29 protein-coding genes are annotated in these 26,748 nt (G+C 74.1%); 12 read left to right on the top strand and 17 right to left on the bottom strand.

Features of this window, described 5'->3' with window-relative positions; all coding sequences use genetic code 11:
* Positions 1-9: 9 nt before the first annotated feature.
* On the bottom strand, positions 10-333 hold the full coding sequence (locus tag ABD899_RS01400; RefSeq protein ID WP_345201456.1) for an SHOCT domain-containing protein: 324 nt from the start codon (positions 331-333) through the stop codon (positions 10-12).
* A gap of 5 nt (positions 334-338) precedes the next feature.
* Entirely contained in the window at positions 339-788 is a 450-nt protein-coding gene (locus ABD899_RS01395) for a DUF6325 family protein (protein WP_345201454.1), read from the bottom strand.
* A gap of 149 nt (positions 789-937) precedes the next feature.
* Between ABD899_RS01395 and ABD899_RS01390 the strand changes: the two genes are divergently transcribed.
* Positions 938-2,302 (top strand): sensor histidine kinase, encoded by a 1,365-nt coding sequence (locus tag ABD899_RS01390; RefSeq protein ID WP_345201452.1) that lies wholly within the window; start codon positions 938-940, stop codon positions 2,300-2,302.
* Here the strand turns inward: ABD899_RS01390 and ABD899_RS01385 are convergent.
* Both ABD899_RS01385 and ABD899_RS01380 read right to left on the bottom strand, forming a co-directional pair.
* Positions 2,280-2,960 carry a response regulator transcription factor gene (locus tag ABD899_RS01385; RefSeq protein WP_345201451.1) on the bottom strand — a complete coding sequence of 227 codons (681 nt, stop codon included), beginning with the start codon at positions 2,958-2,960 and terminating at the stop codon, positions 2,280-2,282. The genes ABD899_RS01390 and ABD899_RS01385 overlap by 23 nt on opposite strands.
* Positions 2,961-3,138: 178 nt before the next feature.
* A complete protein-coding gene (locus tag ABD899_RS01380) occupies positions 3,139-3,411 on the bottom strand; it encodes a Rho termination factor N-terminal domain-containing protein (protein WP_345201449.1) in 273 nt (90 codons plus the stop codon).
* Between the two features lie 178 nt (positions 3,412-3,589).
* Between ABD899_RS01380 and gabT the strand changes: the two genes are divergently transcribed.
* The 3 genes from gabT (at position 3,590) to ABD899_RS01365 (ending at position 7,304) form a co-directional block, all read left to right on the top strand.
* Complete coding sequence (gabT, locus tag ABD899_RS01375; protein WP_345201448.1) at positions 3,590-4,924, top strand: 4-aminobutyrate--2-oxoglutarate transaminase; 1,335 nt, start codon at positions 3,590-3,592, stop codon at positions 4,922-4,924.
* A gap of 2 nt (positions 4,925-4,926) precedes the next feature.
* Entirely contained in the window at positions 4,927-5,730 is an 804-nt protein-coding gene (locus tag ABD899_RS01370; protein ID WP_345201446.1) for an SDR family NAD(P)-dependent oxidoreductase, read from the top strand.
* Positions 5,731-5,954: 224 nt separating this feature from the next.
* A complete protein-coding gene (locus tag ABD899_RS01365; RefSeq protein ID WP_345201444.1) occupies positions 5,955-7,304 on the top strand; it encodes an MFS transporter in 1,350 nt (449 codons plus the stop codon).
* A 297-nt stretch (positions 7,305-7,601) separates the two neighbouring features.
* Here the strand turns inward: ABD899_RS01365 and ABD899_RS01360 are convergent, their stop codons facing one another.
* From ABD899_RS01360 to ABD899_RS01320, 9 genes are all read right to left on the bottom strand, one after another.
* A complete protein-coding gene (locus ABD899_RS01360) occupies positions 7,602-8,099 on the bottom strand; it encodes a hypothetical protein (RefSeq protein WP_345201442.1) in 498 nt (165 codons plus the stop codon).
* Positions 8,100-8,176: 77 nt separating this feature from the next.
* Positions 8,177-9,349 (bottom strand): acyl-CoA dehydrogenase family protein, encoded by a 1,173-nt coding sequence (locus ABD899_RS01355; RefSeq protein WP_345201441.1) that lies wholly within the window; start codon positions 9,347-9,349, stop codon positions 8,177-8,179.
* A gap of 62 nt (positions 9,350-9,411) precedes the next feature.
* Positions 9,412-10,467, bottom strand: a complete 1,056-nt coding sequence (locus ABD899_RS01350; RefSeq protein WP_345201439.1) for an ABC transporter ATP-binding protein — start codon at positions 10,465-10,467, stop codon at positions 9,412-9,414.
* Complete coding sequence (locus ABD899_RS01345; protein ID WP_345201437.1) at positions 10,464-11,294, bottom strand: ABC transporter permease; 831 nt, start codon at positions 11,292-11,294, stop codon at positions 10,464-10,466. The genes ABD899_RS01350 and ABD899_RS01345 overlap by 4 nt, the downstream gene beginning before the upstream one ends.
* Positions 11,291-12,082 carry a molybdate ABC transporter substrate-binding protein gene (gene modA, locus ABD899_RS01340; protein ID WP_345201435.1) on the bottom strand — a complete coding sequence of 264 codons (792 nt, stop codon included), beginning with the start codon at positions 12,080-12,082 and terminating at the stop codon, positions 11,291-11,293. The genes ABD899_RS01345 and modA overlap by 4 nt, the downstream gene beginning before the upstream one ends.
* Entirely contained in the window at positions 12,079-12,474 is a 396-nt protein-coding gene (locus ABD899_RS01335; RefSeq protein WP_345201434.1) for a TOBE domain-containing protein, read from the bottom strand. Before ABD899_RS01335 ends, modA begins: the two co-directional genes overlap by 4 nt.
* Before the next feature lie 54 nt (positions 12,475-12,528).
* Positions 12,529-13,845: a glutaredoxin family protein gene (locus tag ABD899_RS01330; RefSeq protein ID WP_345201432.1), complete on the bottom strand. Its 1,317-nt coding sequence runs from the start codon at positions 13,843-13,845 to the stop codon at positions 12,529-12,531.
* A 226-nt stretch (positions 13,846-14,071) separates the two neighbouring features.
* Positions 14,072-14,917, bottom strand: coding sequence for an SGNH/GDSL hydrolase family protein (locus tag ABD899_RS01325; protein ID WP_345201430.1), 846 nt, complete (start codon positions 14,915-14,917; stop codon positions 14,072-14,074).
* Entirely contained in the window at positions 14,914-15,603 is a 690-nt protein-coding gene (locus ABD899_RS01320; protein ID WP_345201428.1) for a uracil-DNA glycosylase, read from the bottom strand. Before ABD899_RS01320 ends, ABD899_RS01325 begins: the two co-directional genes overlap by 4 nt.
* Positions 15,604-15,758: 155 nt before the next feature.
* Between ABD899_RS01320 and ABD899_RS01315 the strand changes: the two genes are divergently transcribed.
* From ABD899_RS01315 to ABD899_RS01295, 5 genes are all read left to right on the top strand, one after another.
* Complete coding sequence (locus ABD899_RS01315) at positions 15,759-16,574, top strand: DUF4097 family beta strand repeat-containing protein (RefSeq protein WP_345201427.1); 816 nt, start codon at positions 15,759-15,761, stop codon at positions 16,572-16,574.
* Between the two features lies 1 nt (position 16,575).
* The gene (locus ABD899_RS01310; RefSeq protein ID WP_345201424.1) at positions 16,576-17,181 is read left to right on the top strand and encodes a PadR family transcriptional regulator; all 606 of its coding nucleotides are present in this window, start codon (positions 16,576-16,578) and stop codon (positions 17,179-17,181) included.
* 114 nt (positions 17,182-17,295) lie between these two features.
* A complete protein-coding gene (locus ABD899_RS01305; protein WP_345201423.1) occupies positions 17,296-17,952 on the top strand; it encodes an HAD family hydrolase in 657 nt (218 codons plus the stop codon).
* A 73-nt stretch (positions 17,953-18,025) separates the two neighbouring features.
* Positions 18,026-19,327: a pyridoxal phosphate-dependent decarboxylase family protein gene (locus ABD899_RS01300; RefSeq protein ID WP_425474929.1), complete on the top strand. Its 1,302-nt coding sequence runs from the start codon at positions 18,026-18,028 to the stop codon at positions 19,325-19,327.
* 175 nt (positions 19,328-19,502) lie between these two features.
* Entirely contained in the window at positions 19,503-19,796 is a 294-nt protein-coding gene (locus tag ABD899_RS01295) for a DUF3263 domain-containing protein (protein ID WP_345201419.1), read from the top strand.
* An 85-nt stretch (positions 19,797-19,881) separates the two neighbouring features.
* On the opposite strand, the gene ABD899_RS01290 is transcribed toward ABD899_RS01295, so the two are convergent.
* Genes ABD899_RS01290 through ABD899_RS01280 form a run of 3 tightly spaced genes read right to left on the bottom strand, consistent with a single transcriptional unit; the run spans position 19,882 to position 22,229 of the window.
* Positions 19,882-20,472 carry a DUF3349 domain-containing protein gene (locus ABD899_RS01290; RefSeq protein ID WP_345201417.1) on the bottom strand — a complete coding sequence of 197 codons (591 nt, stop codon included), beginning with the start codon at positions 20,470-20,472 and terminating at the stop codon, positions 19,882-19,884.
* A gap of 8 nt (positions 20,473-20,480) precedes the next feature.
* Positions 20,481-20,777 (bottom strand): hypothetical protein, encoded by a 297-nt coding sequence (locus ABD899_RS01285; protein ID WP_345201415.1) that lies wholly within the window; start codon positions 20,775-20,777, stop codon positions 20,481-20,483.
* Positions 20,778-20,789: 12 nt separating this feature from the next.
* On the bottom strand, positions 20,790-22,229 hold the full coding sequence (locus ABD899_RS01280; RefSeq protein WP_345201413.1) for an inorganic phosphate transporter: 1,440 nt from the start codon (positions 22,227-22,229) through the stop codon (positions 20,790-20,792).
* A 114-nt stretch (positions 22,230-22,343) separates the two neighbouring features.
* On the opposite strand from ABD899_RS01280, the gene ABD899_RS01275 reads away from it, so the two are divergent.
* From ABD899_RS01275 to groL, 3 genes are all read left to right on the top strand, one after another.
* Complete coding sequence (locus ABD899_RS01275; protein ID WP_345201410.1) at positions 22,344-22,808, top strand: hypothetical protein; 465 nt, start codon at positions 22,344-22,346, stop codon at positions 22,806-22,808.
* 267 nt (positions 22,809-23,075) lie between these two features.
* The gene (locus ABD899_RS01270; RefSeq protein WP_345201408.1) at positions 23,076-23,765 is read left to right on the top strand and encodes a DedA family protein; all 690 of its coding nucleotides are present in this window, start codon (positions 23,076-23,078) and stop codon (positions 23,763-23,765) included.
* A gap of 232 nt (positions 23,766-23,997) precedes the next feature.
* The gene (gene groL, locus ABD899_RS01265) at positions 23,998-25,623 is read left to right on the top strand and encodes a chaperonin GroEL (protein WP_345201407.1); all 1,626 of its coding nucleotides are present in this window, start codon (positions 23,998-24,000) and stop codon (positions 25,621-25,623) included.
* A 469-nt stretch (positions 25,624-26,092) separates the two neighbouring features.
* Here the strand turns inward: groL and ABD899_RS01260 are convergent, their stop codons facing one another.
* Positions 26,093-26,725 (bottom strand): HAAS signaling domain-containing protein, encoded by a 633-nt coding sequence (locus ABD899_RS01260; RefSeq protein ID WP_345201404.1) that lies wholly within the window; start codon positions 26,723-26,725, stop codon positions 26,093-26,095.
* Positions 26,726-26,748 lie beyond the last annotated feature (23 nt).

Genomic DNA, 26,748 nt, shown 5'->3' with positions numbered 1-26,748 from the left:
GGGTGGGGGTCAGCCCAGCAGCTTGGCCTTCTGGTCCGCGAACTCCTCGTCGGTGAGGATGCCCTGGTCGCGCAGCTCGGCGAGGGCCTTGAGCTGGGCCACGAGGTCGGTCGTCGCGGTCGGAGCGGGAGCCGGAGGCGGGGCCGGAGCCGCGGCGGGCGGCGGGGCCGCCGCCTGGACCTGCTCCTGATAGGACTGGGTGCGCTGGGCGGCGATGCCGGCGTCGCGGTCGGCATACTTCTCCGCCTGACGGCGCTGGACGCGGCCGCTCACAGCGGTCGCCGTGCCGGCGACGACGGCGGTGCGGGCGACGCCGCGCAGGAGTCCGGGCATGGTCTTTACTCGCTTTCGGTCGACTCGAGGGCGTCGAGGGCGTCCATGACGTCCGACGCAGGGATGCGGGTGCTGGCGACGAGCTCGCCGCCGCCACGGCGGACCGCGGCGACGAAGGGTGCGGCCCAGCTGTTCTCGTACACGATGAGCGCGGCCGTGGTGCCCGGGCCCAGTGCGGCGCCGGCCTCGTCGACGTCGTCCTCGCCGAGCAGGCCCGAGCGGGCGCCGACGAACCGGCTGAAGGACGCCTCGCCGCCCAGGGTGTTGAGGTCCATGATCTCGAGGGTGCCGTCGGCGTACTTGCGGACGACGAGCAGGTCGAGCAGGCGGACGGTCCCGGCCTCGACGAGCTCGAAGAGCGCGTCGGCGGCCTCGGTCTGGCGCTCGTCGCTCGGGAACTCGATGAGGACGAAGTCGATGGGCCCGTGGGCCTCTACGGTGGCGGTCGTGGTCATGTGGTCCCTCTCGGCAGTCGCGGGCCCTTCCTTCCTACGGCGCCCCGGCCGCCGCCCGCCTCACCCCGCCGGGGTGACTGCACCCCGCGACGGGCGCGACGGCATCCGGCCCCAGACGGCTCACCGACACCCCTACCTAGACTCGGCCCATGTCGCCCCGGCTCGGCCTGCGCAGCCGCATCCTCGCGCTGACGATGCCGGTGGTGCTGCTCGTGAGCGCGGCGATCGCGGGGATCGTCTACCTCTCCCTCGGCCAGGTGCTCGAGGCGTCGGCTCGCGAGATCGCCGCGGCCGAGGCCGCCGAGCTGCGGGCGGAGCTCAGCCTGCACACCGTCGACGACCTCATGGTCACCCACGAGCTGACCGTCGGGAACCGGGTCGCCCAGATCGTCGACGAGGCGGGGGTCGTCGTCGTGACGACCGACGCCGCGGTGACCCGGCCGCTCGCAGACCCGGCCGTGGCACCCGGCGAGGTGCGGCTCACGACGACCCGGTCGATCCCCGGCCTCGACGAGCGGGCGTTCGTCGTTGCGGCGGCCGATGCCCCGAGCCTCGACGGGCGCCGCTACACCGCCCTCGTCGCCGTCGCGACCCAGGTCGACACGACGGCCCTGCGCCGCTCCACGGAGTTCGCCCTCATCGGCGCCGTCGGGCTCATCGCGCTCCTCGGTGCCGTCACGACCTTCGCCGTCGGCCAGGCCCTGCGCCCCGTCGAACGGATGCGTGACCAGGTCGAGGACATCGCCTCCTCGCGGCCCGCCCCGGCCCTCGAGGTACCGGCCGGGCGCGACGAGCTCGCGAAGCTCGCCGAGACCCTCAACGGCGTCCTCGACCGGCTCCGCCGCGCCGATGCGTCGCGGCGGGCCTTCGTCGCCGACGCGGGCCACGAGCTGCGTAGCCCGCTCGCGACGATCCGGGTGCTCCTCGACCGCCTCGCCGAGGACCGTCCGCTCGAGGAGCGCCGGCTCGTCGCGGCGCGCGCCTCCGCCGAGGTCGACCGGCTGTCGCTGCTCGTCGACGACCTGCTGACCCTCGCCTCGGCCGACGAGCACGCGATGACCCTGCAGGTCGCCGAGGTCGACCTCGACGACATCGTGCTCGCGGAGTCGGGTGTGCTGCGGGCCCGGGGGATGCCGCTCGACGTGTCGGTCGAGCCGGTGCGGGTGCGGGGTGACGCGATGCGCCTCGGCCGGGTCGTGCGCAACCTGCTCGAGAACGCGGAGCGGCACCGCGAGGATGCCGTGCGGCTCGCCCTCACGCGCGACGGTGACAGCGCGCTCGTCGTCGTCGACAACGACGGGCCACCCGTCGCACCCGAGGACCGGTCCCGGGTCTTCGCACGGTTCGTGCGGCTCGACGACTCGCGCACCCGGGACACCGGCGGCGCGGGGCTCGGCCTCGCGATCGTCGCCGAGATCGTCCGGGCGCACGGGGGCACCGTCGTCGCCGAGGAGAGCCCCGAGGGCTGGTGCCGGTTCGCGGTGAGGCTGCCTACGGACACGCGACCGGGTTGAGCCGGTAGCCCATCCCGCGCACGGTCTCGAGCGACTTTGTCTCGAACGGGGCGTCGATCTTGCGCCGCAGGTAGCCGATGTACACCTCGACGACGTTGTCGGCGCCCGGGTAGTCGGAGTCCCAGACGTTCTCGAGGATCTCCGCCTTGCTCTGCACCTGTCCGGCCTTGCGCATGAGGTGGTGGAGGAGGGAGTACTCGCGCGCCGTGAGCTGGATCTCGCGCCCCTCACGGATGACCCGACGAGTCGTGGGGTCGAGGGTGAGGCAGCCGACCGTGAGGGAGACGGGGCGCTCGGGCGCGCCGCGCCGCGACAGCGCCTGCAGGCGGGCGAGGAGCACCGGCGTGCTGAACGGCTTCGTGACGTAGTCGTCGGCACCGAGCTCGAAGGCGTCGGTCTGGTCGTACTCGCCGTCCTTGGCGGTGAGCATGAGCACCGGCGCCCACACCCGCTGCCCACGCAGGTGCCGCAGCACGTCGTAGCCGTTCATCGACGGCAGCATGATGTCGAGCACGATGACGTCGTACGCGCCGTTGAGGGCGAGCCGCAGCCCCTCGACGCCGTCACCCGCGTGGTCGACGACCCAGCCGTCCTCGCGGAGGGCGTCGCCGAGGGCCGCCGCGAGCGGGCGTTCGTCCTCGACGAGCAGGAGCCTCACGACGATGTCCGTTCTCCGGGTCTGCCATGACGATCGGGGTGGATGTCATGACCTCCCGTCAGCGTACCCACCATTCCCACGGACGCGGCCGGCGTCCTGCGGCGGAGCGACGCCACCGTGGGGGTCATCGGGTCCGACACCGTCCTCGCACCCGGGATTCCGTGGCCTCGGGCCCGGGTCAGTGGTTGCGCAGGGCGTCGACCAGCTCCGACTTCGACATCGTCGACCGACCCTCGATGCCGACCTCGCGGGCCCGGGCGAGCAGCTCCTTCTTCGTCCAGTCGTCGTAGTCGCCGGCGCGCCCGCCCTTGCGCCCGACCGCCGACCGGGACGTGTTCGCGGCGGCGTTCGCGATCCGCGCCGCCTTCTCCTTGCTCGCGCCGTCGTCGCGCAGCGCCTCGTAGAGCTCGGGGTCCTTCACCGACGGGCCGGGGCCCTTGCGCCTGGGCATGGCGTGCCTCCTTCGTGTCGTCGTCCTCCATGCCTACCCCGTCCCCGCCGGCGGCGGGGCGGTCGTGACGCACGGATCCCGGGCCGTGGCCGGCATCCCGCCTCGTCACCCGGCAGGGAGCGCCGATCCGACGGAATCCGTAGTTCCGAGCGCCTACGGGCACGGATAGGATCGGCCCATGATCGAGCAGAAGCGGATTCTGGCAACCCCCATCCCCGGGCCGGCCTCCCAGGCGATGCAGGCGCGCAAGACCGCCGCCGTCGCCGCCGGCGTGAGCACCGGGCTGCCGGTGTACGTCACCGAGGGCGCCGGCGGCATCGTGCGCGACGCCGACGGCAACCAGCTCATCGACTTCGGCTCCGGCATCGCCGTGACGACCGTCGGCAACGGCAACCAGCGGGTCATCGACGCCGTCACCGCGCAGATCGCCGCCTTCACGCACACCTGCTTCATGGTCACGCCGTACGACACGTACGTGCGGGTCTGCGAGAAGCTCAACGAGGTGACCCCGGGCGACCACGAGAAGCGCTCGGCGCTGTTCAACTCCGGTGCCGAGGCCGTCGAGAACGCCGTGAAGATCGCCCGCCACGCCACCGGCCGCCCGGCGATCGTCGCGTTCGACCACGGCTACCACGGCCGCACGAACCTCACGATGGGCCTCACCGCGAAGAACATGCCCTACAAGCACCGCTTCGGCCCGTTCGCCAACGAGCTCTACCGGGTGCCGATGGCCTACCCCTACCGCTGGCCGGGTGGCGCCGAGCACTGTGCCGAGCAGGCTCTGCGCACCGTGACCGACCAGATCCACGCCCAGGTCGGCGAGGAGAACACGGCGGCCGTCATCATCGAGCCGATCCAGGGCGAGGGCGGGTTCATCGTGCCGCCGGAGGGTTTCCTCCCGGGGCTGGCCGACTGGTGCCGCGAGCACGGCATCCTGCTCATCGCCGACGAGGTGCAGTCGGGCTTCTGCCGCACCGGAGACTGGTTCGCCTGCGACCACGAGGGCGTCGTGCCCGACCTCCTCACCGCGGCCAAGGGCATCGCCGGCGGGATGCCGCTCGCCGCGGTCACCGGCCGATCCGACCTCATGGATGCCGTGCACGCCGGCGGCCTCGGCGGCACGTACGGCGGCAACCCCGTCGCGTGCGCCGCGGCCCTCGCCGCCATCGAGACGATGGAGGAGGAGGACCTCGCCGGACGGGCCCGCGAGATCGGCGACGTCCTCACCGACCGGCTCGGCCGCCTCGCGGAGAAGTACGACGAGGTCGGGGAGGTGCGCGGCCGCGGCGCGATGATCGCCATGGAGCTCGTCACGGACCCCGCGACCAAGGAGCCCGCGTCCGCCCTCACCGCCGCGGTCAACAAGGGGTGCCACGAGCGCGGGCTCATCACGCTGACGTGCGGCACGTACGGCAACGTCTTCCGGTTCCTGCCGCCGCTGTCCATCTCGGACGACCTCCTCCACGAGGGCATGGACGTGCTCGAGGAGTCCTTCACCGCCGCCGTCGGCTGAGCGTGTCCCGGCACCTCCCCGCGGCGTTCGACCTCACGGGTCGCACCGCCGTCGTCACCGGCGCCGGGTCGCCGACCGGCATCGGGATGGCGTGCGCCCGGCTGCTGGCCGAGTGCGGTGCCTCGGTCGTCCTCGGCGCCACGACGGACCGGGTGCGCGAGCGGGTCGCCGAGCTGCGGGATGCCGGGCACGCGGCGGCGGGCGTCGCCGCCGACCTCACGACCGAGGAGGGTGCGGCCGCGGTCGTGGCGGCCTCCCTCGACCTGGGCGGCGGGCTCGACGTGCTCGTCAACAACGCGGGCATGGTCTCGGTCGCCGCTGGCGGCGACTACCTCGAGGGCGACCTGCTCGGCACCCCCCCGGAGCGCTGGGAGGCGTCGATGGGGCGCAACCTCGACACGGCCTTCCTCATGACCCGCGCGGCACTGCCGCACCTGCGGGCGAGCGGTCGGGGCCGGGTCGTCATGGTGTCGTCGGTGTCGGGACCCGTCATGGCGATGCGGGCCGACGTCGCGTACGCCGCGGCCAAGGCCGGTCTCGTGGGGTTCGCCCGCGCGCTCGCCGTCGACGAGGCACCGCACGGCGTGACCGTCAACGCCGTGGCGCCGGGATGGATCGCGACGGGGTCGCAGACGCCGTCGGAGGCGCGCGAGGGGCAGGTCACACCGGCGGGGCGCTCCGGCACCGCGGACGAGGTCGCGGCGGCGGTGGCGTTCCTCGCCTCGCCCGGCGCGGGCTACGTCACGGGGCAGGTGCTCGTCGTCGACGGAGGCAACAGCGTGGCCGAGGAGCGCGCGACCCGCTGACCCGGAGCCCTCCGGGCCGTCGTCGGGCCGTCGTCGGGCACCGGGAGCCTGCTCGAGTGCTCCCGCGAACAGGCAGTGGGTGGGTCGCCGAGATGCCACCGTGCTCGTCGCGGCGGCCGGGGTGCCCGACTGCCTGTCGGCAGGCGCGGCTCCGCCGGGGAACTCGCGGGCCGGCCGCCGGGCACGGCGCCGGGCCTGCCCGCCCGCGCTCCTAGACTTCGGTGGTGACCCGTCCCGTGCTGCGCCAGGTGCACAACATCGGGCGGCGGCGCGCGTGGGTCATCTGGCTCGTCGGTCTGGCCGTGTACGTCCTCGCCGTCTTCCACCGCACCTCGCTCGGCGTCGCGGGGCTGCTCGCGGCCGACCGGTTCGACATCACCGCGGCCCAGCTCGCGACCTTCACCGTGGTCCAGCTGAGCGTCTACGCCGCGATGCAGATCCCCGTCGGGGTGCTCCTCGACCGCTTCGGCTCGAGGACGCTCATGCTGACCGGGCTGCTGCTCATGACGGCCGGGCAGATGTGGTTCGCCTTCGCGGGGTCCTTCGAGGTCGGCATCGCGGCCCGGATCCTGCTCGGTGCGGGCGACGCGATGATCTTCACCTCGCTGCTCCGGCTCGTCGCCGTGTGGTTCCGGGTCAAGCAGGCGCCGTTCGTCACCCAGCTCACCGGCATGGTCGGCCAGGTCGGCGCGATCGCCGCGGCGACGCCGCTGGCCGCCGCGCTCGCCACCTGGGGCTGGACCCGCTCGTTCGCGACGGCGGCGGGCGTCGGCATCGTGCTGTCGGTGCTCCTCGTGCTCCTCGTCAAGGACTCTCCGTACCGCGGGGAGGCGGTCGAGCGGATCAAGGTGCGCGCGCTCGCCCGGACCCTCGGCGAGGTGTGGGGCAACCCGGGCACCCAGCTCGGGCTGTGGGTGCACTTCACGGCGCAGTTCGGCGCGACCGTCTTCACGATGTTGTGGGGGTACCCGTTCCTCGTGAGCGGTGAGGGACTGGCCCCGGGCCTCGCGTCGTGGTTGCTCGTCGTCATGACGGTCACGGCGATGGCGGCCGGACCGCTCGTCGCGGCGTTCACGGCGCGGGTGCCCTACCGGCGCTCGCAGCTCGTGCTGGGCATCGTGCTCTCGATCGTCACGGTCTGGGCGGTCGTGCTCCTCTGGCCCGGACCCGCACCGGTGTGGCTGCTCGTCGTGCTCGTCGTCGTGACCGCGATGGGGGGACCGGGGTCGATGGTCGGGTTCGACCTCGCGCGCACCTTCCACCCGTCGTCGAGGCTGGGCCGGGCCACGGGGGTCGTCAACATCGGCGGCTTCACGGCATCCCTCGTGACGATCGCGCTCATCGGCGTCGTGCTCGACCAGCTGGCCCCCGGTGGGCCAGAGACCTACACGCTCGACCACTTCCGGGCGGCGATGTCGGTGCAGTTCGTGTTCTGGGGGATCGGCATCGTCCAGCTCGTGCGGTACCGGCGCAAGAGCCTGCGGCACCTCGAGGAGGTCCACCCGGCGGCCCTCGAGGCCCTGCGGGGCGGACAGACGCTCCTGCCGGGGATCTCGCGTGACGTCGACCCATGACCGCGGGCTCAGGAGCACCTCGCCCGGTCAGGGGCGGGTGTCGCCCTGAGCCGGCGAGCTCCTCCTGAGCCCGCAGGATCCGGGATGCCGCGTGTCGGTCACCGGGCGGGCCGTGCCGAGTGCCTATAAAGGTGGGGACCGGGCCAGGTATGAGTTGGCCCGGTCGCTGTCGTCCGCGGGTCGGGATCCGCGGGTCCGTGGGTCGGCGTCCGAGGTCCGTGGGTCGGGATCGGCGGGTCGGGGTGGACGGTCCGGGTGAGGTCAGCCGCCCCGACTCATCAGGTCAGCCGCCCCCACTCAGCCGCCGACCCGGTAGCCGGCCGACGGCGAGGCGCAGTACATGAACGGGCCGCCGGTGCGGGCGTGGTACTGGAACAGCCCGCCGTCGACGCGCAGGATGAGCAGCTCGCCCTCGATCGTGGCCTGGGTGTAGGACATGCCTTCCTGCGGGCAGCCCATCGACCCGTCGTTCCACGTCACGGGGCTCCAGGCCGCGATGACGACCTCGTCGACGGGGACGTCCTCGCGGGCCGCGGTGTCCTCGATCGCCGCGACCACCCGTGGCTGCTCGCGCAGTCCGGAGGGGACCGGCGCGGCCCCCGTCGGGCCGCCGCCCGGTGACGCCTCGGTCGCCGACCCGGACGCCGACGGCGCCACGCTCCCCGACGCGCTCGGCACCGCCGTGCCGGGACCGGGGCTGCCCGTCGTCTCGTCGGACCCGCCCGGTGAGGTGCCGCAGGCCGTGGCCAGCGTGACGACGGCGAGGACGGCGAGGAGGCGGAGGTGGGTGTGCATGCGTGCTCCAGGCGTCGGTCGCTGGTGGGGGCGGGTCGAGCGGGACGCAGCCGTCGGGCTCACCGCAGGCGTCGGGCTCACCGCAGGACGTGTCGGCTGATGACGAGCCGCTGGATCTGGTTCGTCCCCTCGAAGATCTGGGTGACCTTCGCCTCGCGCATGAACCGCTCGGCCGGGAAGTCCTGCGTGTAGCCGGCACCGCCGAGCACCTGGACGGCATCCGTCGTGACCCGCATCGCGGCATCGGTCGCCGTCAGCTTGGCGACCGCGGCCTCCTTCGAGAACGCCCGCCCGGCGTCCTTGAGCCGGGCGGCGTGCAGGTAGGTCGCCCGGGCGCTCGTCACCGCGGCCTCCATGTCGGCGATGAGGAAGGCCAGCCCCTGGTTGTCGGCGATGGCGCGGCCGAACTGGCGGCGTTCCTTCGCGTACGACGCCGCGAGGTCGAGGGCGGACTGGGCCAGCCCTGTCGCGGCGGCCGCGATGCCGAGGCGGCCGGCATCCAGGGCCGAGAGCGCGATGGCCATGCCCTGGCCCTCGGCGCCGATCCGCCGCGAGGCCTCGACGGGCACGTCGTCGAACATCACCTCGCGCACGGTGTCGCAGTGCAGGCCCATCTTGCGCTCGGGGGCGCCGAACGACAGGCCCGGCGCGTCGCCGGGGACGACGAGGCAGGACAGCCCCCTGCTGCCATCGTCGGAGGTCCGGGCGAAGGTCGTGTAGTAGTCGGCGTGGCCGGCGTGGCTGATCCACGCCTTGCGGCCGCGCACCGTGTAGCCCGTGGGCTCACCCGCGCCGGTGGCGTCTGCGACCGCGCGCGTCGTCATCGACCCGACGTCGGAGCCGGCCTGCTGCTCGGACAGGCAGTACGCGCCGAGCTGCTCGCCCGAGAGCATCCCGGGCAGCAGGGCCTCCTGCTGGGCCGGGGTGCCGAAGGTCGTGACGGGGTAGGCGGTGAGGGAGTGCACCGACACCCCGACGGCGACGCTCATCCACGCCGACGCGATCTCCTCGACGACCTGGAGGTAGACCTCATACGGCTGCCCGTACCCGCCGAACTGCTCCGGGTGGGGCAGCGAGAGCAGGCCCGCCCGCCCCAGGGTGCGGAACACCTCCGTGGGGAACGACTCCCCGCTCGCCGCGGCCCGCTCGGCCTCGTCGACGGCCGGCCGGAGCTCCTTGTCGCAGATCTCGCGGGTCAGGTCGATGAGGTCCTGAGCCTCCTCGGTCGGCATGAGCCTCGTCGCTGCCATGGTCCCGAGCGTACCGAGACGGTCCGACGGGCGCCGAGTCCCGACCGGGGCGGTGCGAGGGTTCAGGCGGGGTACGCGCTGACCTCGGTGGCCTTGACGCCGGCCCACAGGTCGGTGCCCGGGTGCAGCCGGAGCGCGGCGACGGATGCCGGCGTGACCTCCGCGACGACCGTCGCGCCGCCCTCGGCGGCGAGGCGGACCCGGGCGCTCTGCCCGACGAGCTCGACCGCCACGACCCGACCCGGCCAGGTGTTGCGCGGCGAGCCGTCGGGGCGGTGGGGGTAGAGCGCGACCGCGGCCGGCGCGAACGCGACCCACGAGGCGCCGCGGTGCTCGTGCCCCGACGTCACGACCGGGCCGAGCGCCGTCGTCACCGTGTCGGCCCCCACCGCGTCCCCGGGATAGAGGTTGAGGCCGACGACGTGCGCGACGTAGGCGTTGCGGGGGCGGGCCACGACGTCGGCGGGGCTGCCCTCCTGGACGACCCGGCCGGCCTCGACGAAGACGAGGTGGTCGGCGAGGGTGAGGGCGTCGAGCGGGTCGTGGGTCACGAGCACCGTCGACCCGCGGTACGTGCGCAGCCGGGCGGCGAGGGTCGCCCGCACGAGCGGGCGCAGCTCGGGGTCGAGGGCCGACAGGGGCTCGTCGAGCAGGAGCAGCCGCGGGTCGGTGGCCAGGGCGCGCGCGATGGCCACCCGCTGGGCCTGGCCGTGCGAGAGCCGGTCCGGGCGGAGCCCGGCGAGGTCGAGGGCCCCGAGGGCGTCGAGCTCGGCGTCGGCGCGGGCCGCCGCATCCGCCCGCGACGTCCCCCGGCTGCGTGGCCCGAACGCGACGTTCGCCCGGGCCGACAGGTGCGGGAACAGGAGGTGGTCGGCCGCGAGCAGGCCGACCCGCCGCAGCGAGGGGTCGACGTGGATGCCATCGCCAGCCCAGACCTCGTCGTCGACCCGGACGTGCCCGCCACCGAGGCGGACCAGCCCGGCGAGGACGTGCAGCGCGGTCGTCTTGCCGGCGCCGTTGGGCCCGAGCACGGCGACCACCTCCCCGTCGCCGGCGCGCAGCGGGAGGTCGAGGTCGAGCCCGCCACGGGAGAGGCGCACGAGGGCGTCGAGGCTCACCGCACCCACCGACCGCGCAGCAGCCCGAGCACCGCGACGGCGACCGCGAGCATGGCGAGGCTGAGCGCCACGGCGGTCTGATGGTCGTCCTGGAGCGCGACGTAGACGAGGAGCGAGGCGGTCTGCGTCTCGCCCGCGAAGTTGCCGGCGAAGGTGATCGTCGCGCCGAACTCGCCGAGCGCCCGCGCCCACGCGAGCGCGGTGCCGGCGACGATCCCGGGGGCAGCGAGTGGCAGGGCGACTCGCAACAGCACGCGCAGGGGGCGAGCGCCGAGGGTGGCCGAGACGTCGATGAGGCGGCGGTCGATCCCCCGCATCGCCCCCTCGACGGCCAGGACGTAGAAGGGGAGGGAGACGAAGACCTGGGCCAGCACGACCGCGATCGGGGTGAAGGGGATGCGCAGCCCGAGCACCTCGAGCAGCGGCTCCCCGACGAGCCCACGACGGCCGTACGCGAGCAGCAGGGCGACGCCGCCGACGACCGGGGGCAGCACGACCGGCACGGTGACGACGGCGCGCAGCCACGTCGCGCCCCGGCCGTCGGCCCGCGAGAGCAGCCACGCGAGGGGGGTGCCGAGGGCCCAGCACACGACGACCGTCGCGAGCGTCGTGACGAGCGACAGCCGGACGGCGGGCCGCACCGCGGGGTCGGCGAGCCGGGCCGGGAGCCCTCTCCACTCGACCCCCGCGAGCAGCCCGACGAGCGGGAGCACGACGACGAGCGCGGCGAGCACCGCCGGCACGACGATGAGCGCGCGGGACAGGCGCACCCGTGCCGCCGGGGCCGCACCGCCCGCCGTGGTCGGGCTCGCAGTCGTGGTCGTCACGGTGGGAGGAAGCCCGCGGCGGCCAGGGCCGCCCGGCCCGCGGGGCCGGCGAGGTAGGCCGCGAAGTCCCGGGCCCCGGGGTCGTCGCCGAAGCGTGCGAGCGGGTAGTCCAGGGTCGTGTTCTGCTCCGCCGGGATCTCGACCCCGCGCACTGCGCCGCCGGCCGACACGACGTCGGAGTGGTAGACGATCGCCGCGTCCGCCTCGCCGAGGGCCACCTTGGCCAGGGTCGCGCCGACGTCGATCTCCCGCGAGACGACGTGGGCCGCGACCCCCGCCCGGGCGAGCACCTCGTCGGCCGCCGCGCCGCAGGGGACGGTCGCGGCGCAGAGCACGACGGCGGCGTCCTCGCGGGCGAGGTCGACGAGGCCGTCGATCCCGGCGGGGTCGTCCCGGGGGGTCGCGATCTCGAGGGTGTTGCGGGCGATCGTCGTCGTCTCGGTGGGCGCCGCGTCGCCGAGCCGGTCGAGGGCGTCGGTGCCGGCGGTGGCGAGCAGGTCGGCCGGCGCGCCCTGCGCCACCTGCTGGGCGAGCGTCGTGCTCGACCCGAAGCCGAGCCGCACCGACGTGCCCGGGTGCTCCGTCTCGTACGCCCGGACGAGCGAGGTCAGCGGTGCCGCGAGGGACGCGGCGGCGAGCACGGTCACCTCCCCGTCGACGCGGGAGGATGCCGTGCCCGCGCCGGCCGTGCCCGCCGCGGTCGGGGCGGCGGGGCCGTCGACGGAGGCGCCGCACGCGCCGAGGAGGAGGGCCACGAGGGCGAGCGGGACGGCATCCGGGCACCTCATCGCGGCACACCGACGACGACGTTCGTCGACTTGATCGACGCGACGGCCACCGAGCCCACCTCGAGCCCGAGGTCGTCGACGGCCTCGCGGGACATGAGCGACACGATGCGGAACGGGCCGCACTGCAGCTCGACCTGGGCCATGACGGTGTCCGTGAGCACGCGGGTGACGATGCCGCGCATCCGGTTGCGTGCCGACTCGTCCGCGACGACGCCGACCGGGGCGGGACGGGCGAGCTCCTGCGCGACGGCGGCGAGGTCGGCCCCGGCGACGACGAGCCGCCCGGCGTCGTCGTGGTGGCTCGGCAGGCGCCCGGCGTCGACCATCCGGCGGACGGTGTCGTCCGAGACCCCGAGCAGCACGGCCGCCTCGGAGACCCGCAGGTGCGTCATGGCAGACAGGATAGCGCCGCACCTGCGGATCGAGACCCGATGGGCGACGTCGGCTCAGCGGCGACTCCGGACGGGCGTCGGCCGCCGGCGACTCGTCTGCGACGGCTCACCGCTCGACCACGGGTCCCCGCGGACCGCCCGCGTCACGAGGTGCACCGCGCCGGCCGTCGCGAAGGCGCCGGCGAAGACGAGAGCCGCGGTCGCCGGGCGGGTCATCGCCTCGGGGGCGACGAGCACCGTGCCGGCGAGGGCGAGCATGAGCGTCCCGGCGACGAGCTTGAGCAGCCGGCCGTGGCGCTCCTGGACCTTCGTCGCGCGCATCGTCGCGACCGCGAGGCCGAACACGACGAGCTCGTCGAGGAGGAACGGCGCCATGTACAGGCCGAACAGCCCCGCGGCCTGCGCCGTGCTCACCCCGTTGGCCTCGAGCAGGCCGGTCCACAGCACCGGGAAGCCCGCCGTGCACGGCGTCTCCAGCAGCGAGACGGCGACCGCGAGCACGACCGTGGCGCCGAGCGCGGGGAGCAGCTCCCGCCGGCCCGCCGCGGTGCGCACCCGCGCGTAGATCCCGGGCTTCGACGACTCCGGGATGGTGAGTGAGACTCCCTTCCTGAAGGCGACGTAGTCCTTGACGTTGATGGCCCCGAACACCCCTGCGACGACGGCCACGACGACCTGGACCGCCCCCAGGTGCCCGATGACGCCCATCGCCGAGTAGATGCCGGCCATGTACGCCGCGTACATCGCGGCGGTCACCGCGAGGAAGGTCGACCCGACGAGGAGCACCCGGCGACGGCTCGCGGAGCGCACGACGATCGCGAGGAGGACGGAGATGACCCACAGCGAGCACGGGTTCACCCCGTCGACGAACCCGATGACCAGGGTCGACAGGACGAGCGAGCCGCTGCCCACCTCGACGGGCCCGACGAGCGGGACGTCGACGCTCGCGGTGCTCGGCTGGTCCGTGGGCACCGGGTCGGTTCCCGCCGACAGGGTCCGCTCGACCTCGGCCGCGATCTCGTCGCGCACGGTGTCGGACCAGCCGACCCAGTAGCGCTCCCCGATGACGGTCGTGGGCACCCCGCTCGGCTCGAAGCCCAGCTCGTCGGCGGTCCGCAGGAACAGCTGCTGGTTGTCCGCGTCGCCCCAGACCTCGAACTGCTCGACGACGAGGCCGGGGTGGTCCTCCACCGCCTGCTCGAGCCACTCCTTCTCGGCGGCGCAGTGCGGGCAGCCGTCCCCCCAGAACAGCTGGAGGACGACCTCTCCCGAGGGATCGGCCGGGGCGGCGGCGACCGGGGTGGGGCCCGCGGCGGTCCCCAGGAGGAGGATCGCCGCGACCAGCGCCAGCAGCCTGGGCAGCCAACCCACGAGGCCACTGTAGGTACGTTGCCCGGGGTGGGACGCCGGGTGAAAGCGCCGTCACGTGTGACGTACGACGGGCGGGCCGGCCCCGTCACGTGGGCGCCACGGGCGGTTCGGCGCCGTCACATGGCGCCACGGGCGGCTCGGCGCCGTCACATGGCGCCACGCGCGGGCCGGCGCCGCGACGGGTGGGGTGCGCGCGTCGGCCCGGGGCGGCCGTCGGCCGGGGTCGTCAGCCGTCGGGGAGGGCGTGGTGGCGTGGCTCCCCGTGCGGGTCGCGGAAGCGCAGCAGCATCGGTCGCTTCGCGACGAGCCGGTCGCCCGAGGACTCGCCCCGCAGGCGCCGCTGCACCCACGGGGCGGCGTGGGTGCGGGCCCACTCGGCGTGGCCGAGCAGCTCCTCGCGCCGGGTGGCCCGGTCGGGCGGTGGCAGCGGAGTCGTCCAGTCGGCGAGGTCGGTGCGGTGGCCGAGGGCGGTGAGCGCGGCGAGCGCCACCCGACGGTGCCCCTCGCTCGTGAGGTGGATGCGGTCCTCGCTCCACATCCGCCAGTCGCGCAGCGCCGCCATCCCCCACAGGTTGAGCACGAAGCAGTCGTGCCGCTGGGCGATGGTGAAGATGTTCGCGGTGTGCACCGCGTGCCGGGGGCGCAGCGCCTTGAACAGCCCGGCATCCCGGGTGTCGGTGGGGGTCGCGAGGAGCACGTCGGCACCGGTGTGGCGGAGCCGGACGACGGCCTCCTCGAGGCGGGCGGCGAGGTCGTCGAGGTCGACGCTCGGGCGGAGCAGGTCGTTGCCTCCGCCGACCATCGAGACGAGGTCGGGCTGGAGCGAGACGGCGGTGTCGAGCTGGGCGCCGACGACGTCGTCGAGCTTGCGGCCGCGCACGGCGAGGTTGGCGTAGCCGAAGGGCAGGTGCTCCTTCTCCGCGACGAGGTCGAGGTGGCGGGCCAGCCGGTCGGCCCAGCCGACGTACGAGCCCGGACGGTCGGGGTCGGGGTCGGACATCCCCTCGGTGAACGAGTCGCCGATGGCGACATAGCGGGTCCACACGGGCCGGGTGGTCGGGGCGGGGTTCACGGGATCCTCCAGTCCACGGGGTCGGCGCCCTGTCGGGCGAGCAGGTCGTTGGCGCGGCTGAACGGTCGGGACCCGAAGAACCCCGCGTGCGCCGACAGGGGACTCGGATGGGGGGACTCGACGCACGGGATGCCGGGCAGGCGCGGCACGAGGGCGCGGGCGTCGCGGCCCCAGAGCACGGCGACGAGCGGGCCTCCCCGCTCGACGAGTGCCTCGATGGCCCGTGCCGTGACCTCCTCCCAGCCCTTGCCGCGATGGCTCGCCGGCTTCCCCGGTGAGACGGTGAGCACCCGGTTGAGGAGCAGCACGCCCTGGTCGGCCCACGGCGTGAGGTCCCCGCTGCTCGGCGGCGGCAGGCCGAGGTCGCCCTCGAGCTCGGTGAAGATGTTGGCGAGGCTGCGCGGGACGGGTCGCACGTCGGGCGCCACGGAGAACGACAGCCCGACCGCGTGGCCGGGGGTGGGGTAGGGGTCCTGGCCGACGACGAGGACGCGCACGGCATCCAGCGGCCGCTCGAACGCGCGGAGCACGTGCGGGCCGCCCGGCAGGTAGCCGCGCCCGGCGACGACCTCGGCGCGCAGGAACTCACCGAGTCGCGCGACGACCGGCTCCACGGGCGCGAGGGCCCGGGCCCAGGACGGGTGCACGAGGTCGCGCAGGGGCCGTGCGGGGGTCGTCGTGCTCATCCGTCCCACCGTATCGCCGGATGCCGGGCGCGCCACCAGCGGGGACGGCCGGGGCGGCTGCCCCGTCGACCACCTCGGCGCCCCACGGGGGTTGTGGTCGCGGTATTCGCGATATATCGTGAATAGAGAACGCGACATATCGTGAGGAGCCGGTCATGGCGGAGGAGTCCTGGGTCGTCACCGGCCCGCAGGTCATCGACATCGACGAGGTGCGCTCCCTGCGGGTCCAGGTGGTCGGCGGGCGCATCGACGTCGTCACCCATGACGCGCCGGGAGTCCGCCTCGAGGTGCACTCGGTCGACGGTCGGCCGCTCGAGGTGTCCCTCACCGACGGTGAGCTGCGCGTCGGGTACGCCTTCACCCTCGGTGGGTGGGAGGGCTTCCTGGAGAGGTTCCGCAACTTCCGCGACAGGGACCGGGCCGACATCAGCGTCGCCGTGCCACCCGACCTGCCGACCAAGGTCGGCACGGTCAGCGCCGACGGGCTGCTCGCGGGACTGCAGGCCACGGCATCCGTCTCGACGGTCTCGGGGTCGCTCGTCGTCGACGGCACCCGAGGGTCGCTCGGTGCCAACACCGTTTCGGGCGAGGTCGTGGTGCGCGACCACAGCGGTGACCTCCACATCAACTCGGTGTCGGGGGAGGCGGCTGCATCCGGCGCCCTGGCACGCGTGCATGCCAACACCGTCTCGGGAGAGCTCGCCCTCGACGTCACGGCCGGGTCGACGTCGATCGACGCCACGTCGGTCTCCGGCGACGTCACGGTGCGGCTCCCCGAGGGGGAAGGCGTGCACGTCACCGCGAGTGCCGTCGGAGGTCGCGTCGTCGTCGACGGCCGGGCGCACGACGGGGGTTCCTTCCCCGGGGGCTCCGTCGACGTCTCCACCGGCGACGGTCGCAGCCGCGTCTCGGCCACCACCGTCTCCGGCCACGTGACGCTCCTGCGCGGGGCTGCGGCCGGGGTGGCCTGACGTGCCGCCGGTCTTCGCCCACGGCCAGCTGCGCCTGTACGTCCTGGCCCTGCTCGAGCAACGGCCGATGCACGGCTACGAGGTGATCACCGCGCTCTCCGACCGGTTCGGTGGCACCTACCGCCCGAGTGCGGGGACGATCTACCCGCGGCTCGCCCAGCTCGAGGAGGACGGGCTCGTGCGTCGCACGGAGGACGATCGTCGCAGCACCTACGAGCTGACGGACTCCGGGCGCCTCGAGCTCGACGAGCGGCGTGGTGAGCTGGCGGCCCTCGAGGAGGGCATCGCCGACACCGTGCGGGACCGGGCGGCCCGGGTCCGCGACGACGTGCGGGGCACGATGAGCGGCCTGCGTGCCGAGCTCGCGGCCGCGGCCCAGGAGGCTCGGGCCGCCGCCCCGAGGAGCGCGACCCAGCGGGGGGCGGGCCGAGCGACCTCGCACGCCCGGTTCACCGAGGCCGACGCCCTCCTGCGCCGGTTCCGTGACGACCTGCGCATCGAGCTGCGTCGGGCCGACGCCGCCGGCCGGCTCGAGGACCTCACGGTCGAGACGTTGCGCACGGTGCTCGACTCGGCCCTCTCGGCGGTGCGCCAGACCCTGCGCTGAGTGGTCCACCGCCGGAGTCGGGTGCCCGGACGGCTGCCCGGGCGACCGCCCGGGCACACAACTCCGGGGGTGGGTGGGTCAACGGCCGGGGACCCGGGGCAGCAGACTGGGCCGGTGCAACCCCGCTTCCGGACCGTGCTGTTCGACCTCGACGGCACGCTGGCCGACACCATCCCGCTCATCGTCGCCTCGTACCAGCACGCGTTCCGCACGGTGCTCGAGGAGGAGGTCGAGGAGGCGCGGGCCCGTGCCTGGATCGGCCGCCCCCTCCTGCCCGCCCTGCTCGACGAAGCCCCCGACCACGGCCACGAGCTCGACCGGGTCTACCGCGAGTGGAACCTCGCGAACACCGCGCGGCTCATCCGCCGGTACGCGGGCGTCCCCGAGATGCTCGGCGCCCTCGCCGAGGCCGGGGTGCGCACCGCGGTGGCCACGTCGAAACGGCGCGAGACGGCTCGGCTGGCCCTGAGGGGCGTCGGCATCGACCACCTCGTCGACGTCGTGGCCGGCCTCGAGGACACGACCCGGCACAAGCCCGAGCCCGACCCGCTCCTCCACGCTGCCGCGACCCTGGACGTCGACCCGGCCGACTGCGTGTACGTCGGTGACGCGATCGTCGACGTGCTCGCGGCCCGGGCAGCCGGGATGGCGGCCGTCGCCGTCACGTGGGGTGCAGGGGAGCGGCAGGCCCTCGTGGCGGCCGGCCCGGCCGCCGTCGTCGACACGGTGGCCCACCTCGCGGCGTACTTGCTCGGCCACCGCGAGGGCTAGAGTCGCCGCCGTGCACGGGAAGGTCTACGAGGAGAACAAGCACACCGAGCTCGCGGCGCTCGCGGACGCGGTCATGTCGTATGCGGAGAACCGGGTGCGCGTCGCACCGCCACTCGACCAGCCGATGAGCGAAGCCGAGCTCGACGCGCGGGTCGGGCAGACGATCACCGCCGAGGGCTTCGGCGGGGTCGCGACGATGCGCCTGTTCGCCGATCGCCTCGCACCGACGTGCCTGTCGACCGACCACCCGCGCTACCTCTCGTTCATCCCGTGCGCGCCGAGCGACGCCGCCGTCATGTTCGACCTCGTCGTCGGCGCATCGTCGATCTACGGCGGCTCGTGGCTCGAGGGCGCCGGCGCGGTCTACGCGGAGAACCAGGCGCTGCGCTGGGTCGCCGACCTTGCGGGGATGCCGCCCGAGGCCGGGGGCGTCTTCACCCCCGGCGGGACGATCGGCAACCTGTCGGCCCTCGTCGCCGCTCGGCACACGGCCCGGCGCACGGCCGCGGTCGGCGTCCGTCCGAACCGGGTCGCCGCCACCGCCGGCGCCCACTCCTCGATCGTCTCGGCGTGCGACGTCATGGACGCCGAGTTCGTCGGGGTCCCGGCCGACGAGCAGTGGCGGCTCACCGGCCCGAACCTGCGGGCGGTGCTCGAGGAGCACGGCCCCGAGACGTTCTTCGCAGTCGTCGCGACGTGCGGCACGACGAACTTCGGCATCATCGACGACCTGGCCTCGGTGGCCGAGGTCTGTCGCGAGTACGGCATCTGGTTCCACGTCGACGGCGCCTACGGCGGCGCCGGGCTCGCCGCTCCCTCGGTGCGCGACCTGTACACCGGCATCGAGCACTGCGACTCGTTCATCGTCGACCCGCACAAGTGGCTCTTCGCGCCGTTCGACTGCTGCGCCCTGCTCTACCGCGAGCCGGCCGAGGCGCGCGCCGCCCACACCCAGAAGGCGGGCTACCTCGACGTGCTCACCGAGGCGCCCGAGTGGAACCCCACGGACTACTCCGTCGGCCTGACCCGTAGGGCACGCGGCCTGCCCTTCTGGTTCTCCCTCGCCGTCAACGGCACCGACGCCTACGAGGCCGCGATCGAGCACACCCTCGACGTCGCGCGCTTCGCCGAGGAGGAGGTGCGACGCCGCCCCTACCTCGAGCTGGTGCGCGGCCGGGACCTGTCCGTCGTCGTGTTCCGGCGGCTCGGCTGGTCCCCGGCCGACTACACCGCGTGGTCGGACCGGATGCTGGCGGAGGAGTTCGCGTTCGTCGTGCCGACGACGCACGAGGGCGAGACGCTCGCGCGCTTCGCGGTCGTCAACCCCGAGACGAGCGAGGCCGACATCATCGCCATCCTCGACACGATGGCCTGAGCGGCCGCCCGGCGGGAGACCGGCGAGGGCACGCGGGGTGGGTGGGGTGCCTGTGACTCCTGAGCCGGGCCACGGTCGGACACGCCGGGACAACCGGGCCGGGCGAATGACAGGCATGTCATTCGCCCGTTACAGTGAGCGCTCAGCAGGTCACGGACGAAGGGTCGAGGAACACGTGAGCGCCGCCTCCGAACAGCTCAGCACGGCAGTCCCCGCGGTGGGGCTCTCCGAGCGCGACCGGGAGATCATCGCGTTCGAGCGGCAGTGGTGGAAGTACGCCGGGTCCAAGGAGACCGCGATCAAGGAGCTCTTCGACATGAGCTCGACGCGCTACTACCAGGTGCTCAACGCCCTCATCGACCACCCCGCCGCCCTCGAGCACGACCCGATGCTCATCAAGCGCCTGCGCCGCCTGCGCGCGAGCCGTCAGCGGGCTCGCTCCGCCCGTCGCCTCGGCCTGGAGCCCTGAGCCCGGCACCCCAGAGACCAGCGACGCCCGTCCGTGAGGGAAGCCGGACGGGCGTCGCTGTGTCCGCTCCCGGGGGTGAGGAGCCTCAGGGCAGGTCGGGGTCGGGGAACTCGACCGGCCAGCCCTTGCTCGCGAGCTGGTCGCGCACGCGGCGCAGGTCGTTCTCGCTCGGGTCGGTGTGCGTGACGCTCGTGATGGCCGCGGCGATGTCGTCCGGGCCTGCCGGGCTGACGTCGGCGCGGCGCAGGGCCTTGGCCACCTTCTTGACCTCGGAGCGGGTCAGGCGGCGCTCGAGGAGCGCGAGGAGCGGCAGGTAGTCGTGCTCGGGGACGCCGCCGGGGTAGCCCTCTCGCAGCCAGGCGACGATCCGGGCGAGCGGGCTGCCCTCGCGCGGGGGAGCCTCGTCCTCGTCCTCGTGGGTGTCGCCGAGCGGCCAGCCGCCGAGCACGAGCCGGGCCGAGACCTGGCGGATCTGTAGCTCGTCGGGGATGATCGCCGCGGCCGCGGCGGCGGACAGGCGCCCCTCGTCGGCGAGCCGGCGCAGGACGTCCATCGTGCCTTCGACGCCGAGCCGCTCCTGGAGCACGGCGTTGAGGGCCGCGGCCTCGGTGTCGGGGATGCCGTCGGGGTAGCCCGCGCGGATCCACGCGAGGACGGACGCGACAAGCTGGGCCATCGGGGCGGTCACTCCTTCTCGACGAGGGTGGGGAACGGGTCGAAGACGACCTCCATCCCGAAGCCGGAGGCGACGATGACGGTCAGCCCGAGGACGACCCCGCCGATGACGACGGCGAAGGCGAGCCCGGCGAGGAGCTTGCCGGCGGGGTGTGGGCGGTCGTGGCTGACCTCCGCGTCACCGCCCTGTCCGTAGGCGAGGGCGCGGACACCGAGGGCGAAGACCGCCGGAAGGCCGGCGCCGAGCAGGAGGCCGACGACGAGCACGCGCATGGCGCCCTCGAGGGCGAACGTGACGTTGTGCATGGGGGTGCTCCTCTACAGGACCGTGTCTCGGGGTCGTTCGGCCGGTGCCGCCGGTGCCACCGGTGCCGGGGTGGGCGCGGCGCCGTTGCTCGGGGGCGCGCCGGTCGCGGCGGCCGCGTCCGGCCGTGGGGCCGGCTCATCCGTGGGTGGCGTGGCCGGGACGACCGGTGCGACCAGGGGGGTCGGAGAAGCCGGAGGAGCACCAGCCGATGCGCCCGATGCGCCCGGGGCGCCCGGGGCGCCCGGGGCGGCGGGGCTGGACGACACCCTCGGAGTGCCCTCCCACTCGTCGTTGACGTTGTGCGCCCCGATGGGGGCGCGGCGCGACCGGACCCACATCCACGTCGAGAGCACGGCGAGGATGAGGAAGATGACGACGGCGCCCAGGGCGCCGCCGATCCTGTCGCCGATGAACCACGTGACGGCGCCGACGAACCCGGCCGACGGCAGCGTGATGGCCCACGCGGCGACCATCCGGCCGGCGATGTTCCAGCGGACCTCCGCCCCCTTGCCCACGCCGGACCCGAGGATCGAGCCCGTCGCCACGTGGGTCGTCGAGAGCGCGAACCCGAGGTGGCTCGAGGACAGGATGACGGCGGCCGAGCTGCTCTCGGCGGCCATGCCCTGGGCGGGGGAGATGTCGATGAGGCCCTTGCCGAGGGTGCGGATGATCCGCCACCCCCCGAGCCACGTGCCGAGGGCGATGGCGGTCGCTGCCGAGACCTTGACCCAGAACGGCACGCTCGTCGTGTCGGTCCAGACGCCCGCGGCGATGAGGGCCAGGGTCATGACGCCCATCGTCTTCTGGGCGTCGTTCGTGCCGTGCGCGAGGGAGACGAGCGACGCGGAGCCGACCTGGCCCCAGCGGAAGCCCTGCTGGCGGTAGCGCTCGGTGACGCCGTTCGTGATCCGGAAGACGAGCCACGTGCCGACCGCCGCGACGAGGATCGCGATGGTCGGCGAGATGAGCGCCGGCAGGAGGATCTTGCCGACGACGCCGTCGAGCTTCGTGCCGTCGCCGGTCCACTTGACGCCGCTCACCCCCATCCCCGCCATCGTCGAGCCGACGAGGCCGCCGAGCAGGGCGTGCGACGAGCTCGACGGCAGGCCGTAGAGCCAGGTGAACAGGTTCCACACGATGCCGCCGACGAGCCCGGCCAGGATGATGAGGAGCAGGGCCTGCCCGCCGTCGGCGAGGAGCTCCTCCTTGGGCGCTCCCGACTTGTCCTGGAGGTTGACGACGGCGTTCGTCACCGTGAGGGCGACCTCGACCGACAGGAAGGCGCCGACGAGGTTGAGGATGGCCGAGAGCCCCACGGCGACCTTCGGCTTGAGGGCCCCGGTGGCGATCGAGGTCGCCATCGCGTTGCCCGTGTCATGGAAGCCGTTCGTGAAGTCGAAGGCCAGCGCCGTCACGATGACGAGCACGAGAGTGAGTGTTGCTGCGTCCACGAGGCACCAGTGTGAGGCCGTCAACTCGACTTCACCAACGCGAGGTGCCCTGTTCACCCGTTGTTCACCCGCCGCGGGCGAGGGCGGGCCCGGCCGACCTGCGAGCATCGCGCGATGAGCGACCTCGACTGGAGCACCCCTGACGGCCTCGCCGCCATCCGCGACCACCTCGCGGCCCGCATCGAGGGCTGGCGCCCCCCCGTCGCGCATGCCGTCGGCCTCAGCCCGGCGAGCTCGTCGCCGGAGTGGGTGTTCCCGCACGTCAACGCCCCCGGGGGGCAGCACGGGCTGTCGGCCGTCGTGCTCGCCACCGTGCTCGGCCACGACGGCTCGACGGCCACCCTGCCCCTGTCGCGGGCCGAGCTCGCGGCGGCCGTCGAGTCCCTCGAGCCCGCGCAGGCGTGCTCCGACGTGCCGCACCCCAACCTCGAGGCCTGGAGACGGGTCGTCGACGAGCTCGACGGCAACCCGGCCCGGGAGGCGAGGGCGGTCTTCGTCGCCGACCTCGACGACCCCGTGACGAGCGAGGCCGACGGCTCGATGCGGGCGACCTTCGAGGGGCACGCCCCCGAGCTCTGACCCGGGCCGCGGCCCCACCCCGAGGGCGGACGTGGTCGCCCCGGCAGCCGGTTCCGCACTCGAGGCGGGGGCAGGCGGCCGGATGCCGGGGGGCGGGCACCGCGACCGCCTCCCGTTCGTTGGACCCTCGACCCACCCGCTCGCGCCCGACTCGGCATGCCACCGACCGCACCGCCAGGCCGGCATCCCGACCGACCGCACCGCCGGACCCGACCTGCCTCAGGTCGACCCCACGGCTCGACGCCGCCCGACCCGAAGGACCCCACCGTGCTCGACACCCTGACCGCCATCGTCGAGGCGGGGGCCGCCGCCTCGTGGGTGCTGCCGGTCGTGCTCCTCGTCGCGGTGCTCGACGCGCTCGTCCCGGTCGTGCCGAGCGAGGGCATCGTCGTCGCGCTCGCCGCTGTCGCCGTCGCCGGTGACGGGCCCGACCTCCTCCTCCTCGCCGTGGCCGCGGGTGCCGGCGCCTTCGTCGGCGACTCGTTGACCTACCTCGTCGGTCGCCGGTTCGGCCCCCGCCGCCTCGAGCGAGTCGGCCGGCCCGGCCTCCGGCGGGCCGTCGAGCGGGCGTCCGCGACCCTCGAGCGCCGCGGGGCGGTCGTCATCCTCGCGGCCCGGTACGTCCCCCTCGGCCGGGTCGCCGTCAACCTCACCGCCGGCGCGACGGGCTTCCCGCCCCGGCGGTTCGTCGCCATCGCGGCCCTCGCCGCGACGACCTGGGCGGCGTGGTCGGTCGGCGTCGGTGCCCTCGCGGGCCACTGGCTCGAGGGCAACCCGCTCCTCGGATCGGCCACCGGGGTCGTCGCCGCCCTGCTCCTCGGCCTCGTCGTCGACCGGCTCGCCCGCCGCTTCAGCGGGTGGGGCCGGATGCCGTCCCCCGCCCCCGCGGTCGGTGGGCCGGGCCGCGACGCCGCCGTCACGGCATCCCCGGCGACCCCGCTCGGCGCGACGCCGTAGCCCGGCCGGGCCGTTCGGACGTGCGCTCGGCCCGTCCCGGGAGGCCCGGTCGTTTGCACTCTCCACGTCTGAGTGCCAATAATGGCGTTAGCACTCTCACCATGAGAGTGACAACTCCGACCGGTCCGGTGAGGGCCCGGTGTCCCGGCGACGGAAGCCGACGACACCGGTCTCGTCCGTCGCGGGCGCCGCCCGGTCTCCACCTTCGATTCGCGTGGGAGGAACCACCCGAATGGCCAAGATCATCGCTTTCGATGAAGAGGCACGCCGCGGTCTCGAGCGGGGCATGAACGTGCTCGCCGACGCCGTCAGGGTCACGCTCGGCCCCAAGGGCCGCAACGTCGTGCTCGAGAAGAAGTGGGGTGCCCCCACGATCACGAACGACGGCGTCTCGATCGCCAAGGAGATCGAGCTCGACGACCCGTACGAGAAGATCGGCGCCGAGCTCGTCAAGGAGGTCGCGAAGAAGACCGACGACGTCGCCGGTGACGGCACGACGACGGCGACCGTGCTCGCCCAGGCGCTCGTGCGCGAGGGCCTGCGCAACGTCGCCGCCGGTGCCAACCCGATGGCGCTCAAGCGCGGCATCGAGAAGGCCGTCGCTGCGGTTTCCGACGAGCTGCTCGCCAACGCCAAGGACGTCGAGACCAAGGAGCAGATCGCCGCGACCGCGTCGATCAGCGCCGCCGACCCCCAGATCGGCGAGATGATCGCCGAGGCCATGGACAAGGTCGGCAAGGAAGGCGTCATCACCGTCGAGGAGAGCAACACCTTCGGCCTCGAGCTAGAGCTCACCGAGGGCATGCGCTTCGACAAGGGCTACATCAGCCACTACTTCGTCACCGACGCCGAGCGCATGGAGGCCGTGCTCGAGGACCCGTACGTCCTCATCGCGAACTCCAAGATCGGCTCGATCAAGGACCTGCTCCCGCTGCTCGAGAAGGTCATGCAGTCGGGCAAGCCGCTCCTCGTCATCGCCGAGGACGTCGAGGGCGAGGCCCTGTCGACGCTCGTCGTCAACAAGATCCGCGGCACGTTCAAGTCGGTCGCGGTCAAGGCGCCGGGCTTCGGTGACCGCCGCAAGGCCATGCTCGCCGACATCGCCATCCTCACCGGCGGCCAGGTCATCTCCGAGGAGGTCGGCCTCAAGCTCGACACCGCCGACCTCGACCTGCTCGGCCACGCCCGCAAGGTCGTCGTCACCAAGGACGAGACGACGATCGTCGAGGGCGCTGGCGACAACGACCAGATCCAGGGCCGGGTCAACCAGATCCGGGCCGAGATCGAGAAGTCGGACTCCGACTACGACCGCGAGAAGCTCCAGGAGCGCCTCGCCAAGCTCGCCGGCGGCGTCGCCGTCATCAAGGCGGGCGCGGCCACCGAGGTCGAGCTCAAGGAGCGCAAGCACCGCATCGAGGACGCCGTCCGCAACGCGAAGGCGGCCGTCGAGGAGGGCATCGTCGCCGGTGGTGGCGTCGCGCTCATCCAGGCCGGCGCCAAGGCGTTCGCGAACCTCTCCCTCGAGGGCGAGGAGGCCACCGGAGCCAACATCGTGCGCGTCGCGATCGAGGCCCCGCTCAAGCAGATCGCCGTCAACGCCGGCCTCGAGGGCGGCGTCGTCGCGGAGAAGGTCTCGCACCTCGACGCGGGCCACGGCCTCAACGCCGCGACCGGCGAGTACGTCGACCTCATCGCGGCCGGCATCATCGACCCGGCCAAGGTCACGCGCTCGGCACTGCAGAACGCCGCGTCGATCGCCGCGCTGTTCCTCACGACCGAGGCCGTCATCGCCGACAAGCCGGAGAAGAACCCGCCGGCGATGCCCGGCGGCGACGACATGGGCGGCATGGGGTTCTGACCCCGGCCACCCGGTCCAACGTCACGAGGGCGGTCCCCCACCGGGGGCCGCCCTCGCGGCATGCCGGGGGCGCGTGTTTCCGCGCGGATGGCACCGCTGGACGTCGGGCATCGTGGATACGCCGGGGTGGAGGGATGCCGGGGGCGCGTGTTTCCGCGCGGATGGCACCCCTGGACGGTGGCGCGGTGGGTCTGCCGGGGCGGAGGGATGCCGGGGGCGCGGGTGTCCGCGCGGATGGCACCCCTGGACGTCGGGCACGGTGGGTCTACCGGGGTGGAGGGATGCCGGGGGCGCGGGTGCTCGCGCGGGTGGCACCCCTGGACGTCGGGCGCGGAGGGGCCTGCCGGGGTGGAGGGATGCCGGGGGCGCGGCTGTCCGCGCGGGTGGCACCCCTGGCGGTGGGCGCGGGGATCAGGTGGGGGGCCACCCTCGGGATGGATGCCCTGGGGGGCGGGCAGAGCCGCGAGGGTCAGCGCATCCGCAGGCCGCGGCCCTGGTCGCGTGGCGACCGCGCCCGCAGGAGCAGCCGCCCGGCGGCCCCGACCCACAGCACGACGAGGAGCACCGAGACGACGAGGCTCGCGCCGGTAGGAAGCTCGTCGCGGCCGAGGAGGACGAAGGGCACCCCGAGCACGCCGAAGGCGAGTACCGCCAGGCCCTTGTCCGCGGCACCCCACCGCCGGGAGAGGAGCACGAGCAGGGTTCCCAGGAACCAGGGCACCGGCGCGAACGCCTCCGTCGCGGGGACGAGGGCGAGCACGACGGATGCCGCGAGCAGCGCGATCGTCGCGACCTCGAGCCAGGGCGGCCCCGCCTCCTCGGGTGCCCCCCCGTCGTCGCGTGGGGCGCCCGGCTCGGGACCGCGACCGCCGAGGGGGACGGCGTAGCCGCCGGCCTCCGCGACGACGTCGGCCGGGTCGCCCAGGTCGGCGAGCACCCGCGCCACGGCGGCGTCGTCCTCGGCCGACCCGGTCGTCGCCCCCTCGAGGATCTCCTCGACGTCCGCGCGCAGCTCGGTGCGGCGCTCGTCGGGCAGCACGGCGGACTCGGTGTCGAGCCGGGCCAGCCACGCGCGGACGTCGGGGTGGTCGAGGTTCCTCATCACACTCCGTCCGCCGTCATGAT

The sequence above is a fragment of the Fodinibacter luteus genome (assembly GCF_039541575.1).
Lineage (GTDB): Bacteria > Actinomycetota > Actinomycetes > Actinomycetales > Dermatophilaceae > Fodinibacter > Fodinibacter luteus.
The sequence above is the reverse complement of the archived record's forward strand: the minus strand, read 5'-3'. Positions and strand labels throughout refer to the sequence as shown.

Bases quoted from the DNA above. Each gene is read 5' to 3' on its own strand.
- ABD899_RS01400 (WP_345201456.1), bottom strand. From the start codon at position 333: ATGCCCGGACTCCTGCGCGGCGTCGCCCGCACCGCCGTCGTCGCCGGC.
- ABD899_RS01395 (WP_345201454.1), bottom strand. From the start codon at position 788: ATGACCACGACCGCCACCGTAGAGGCCCACGGGCCCATCGACTTCGTC.
- ABD899_RS01390 (WP_345201452.1), top strand. From the start codon at position 938: ATGTCGCCCCGGCTCGGCCTGCGCAGCCGCATCCTCGCGCTGACGATG.
- ABD899_RS01380 (WP_345201449.1), bottom strand. From the start codon at position 3,411: ATGCCCAGGCGCAAGGGCCCCGGCCCGTCGGTGAAGGACCCCGAGCTC.
- gabT (WP_345201448.1), top strand. From the start codon at position 3,590: ATGATCGAGCAGAAGCGGATTCTGGCAACCCCCATCCCCGGGCCGGCC.
- ABD899_RS01360 (WP_345201442.1), bottom strand. From the start codon at position 8,099: ATGCACACCCACCTCCGCCTCCTCGCCGTCCTCGCCGTCGTCACGCTG.
- ABD899_RS01355 (WP_345201441.1), bottom strand. From the start codon at position 9,349: ATGGCAGCGACGAGGCTCATGCCGACCGAGGAGGCTCAGGACCTCATC.
- modA (WP_345201435.1), bottom strand. From the start codon at position 12,082: ATGAGGTGCCCGGATGCCGTCCCGCTCGCCCTCGTGGCCCTCCTCCTC.
- ABD899_RS01335 (WP_345201434.1), bottom strand. From the start codon at position 12,474: ATGACGCACCTGCGGGTCTCCGAGGCGGCCGTGCTGCTCGGGGTCTCG.
- ABD899_RS01320 (WP_345201428.1), bottom strand. From the start codon at position 15,603: ATGAGCACGACGACCCCCGCACGGCCCCTGCGCGACCTCGTGCACCCG.
- ABD899_RS01315 (WP_345201427.1), top strand. From the start codon at position 15,759: ATGGCGGAGGAGTCCTGGGTCGTCACCGGCCCGCAGGTCATCGACATC.
- ABD899_RS01300 (WP_425474929.1), top strand. From the start codon at position 18,026: ATGTCGTATGCGGAGAACCGGGTGCGCGTCGCACCGCCACTCGACCAG.
- ABD899_RS01290 (WP_345201417.1), bottom strand. From the start codon at position 20,472: ATGGCCCAGCTTGTCGCGTCCGTCCTCGCGTGGATCCGCGCGGGCTAC.
- ABD899_RS01285 (WP_345201415.1), bottom strand. From the start codon at position 20,777: ATGCACAACGTCACGTTCGCCCTCGAGGGCGCCATGCGCGTGCTCGTC.
- ABD899_RS01275 (WP_345201410.1), top strand. From the start codon at position 22,344: ATGAGCGACCTCGACTGGAGCACCCCTGACGGCCTCGCCGCCATCCGC.
- groL (WP_345201407.1), top strand. From the start codon at position 23,998: ATGGCCAAGATCATCGCTTTCGATGAAGAGGCACGCCGCGGTCTCGAG.
- ABD899_RS01260 (WP_345201404.1), bottom strand. From the start codon at position 26,725: ATGAGGAACCTCGACCACCCCGACGTCCGCGCGTGGCTGGCCCGGCTC.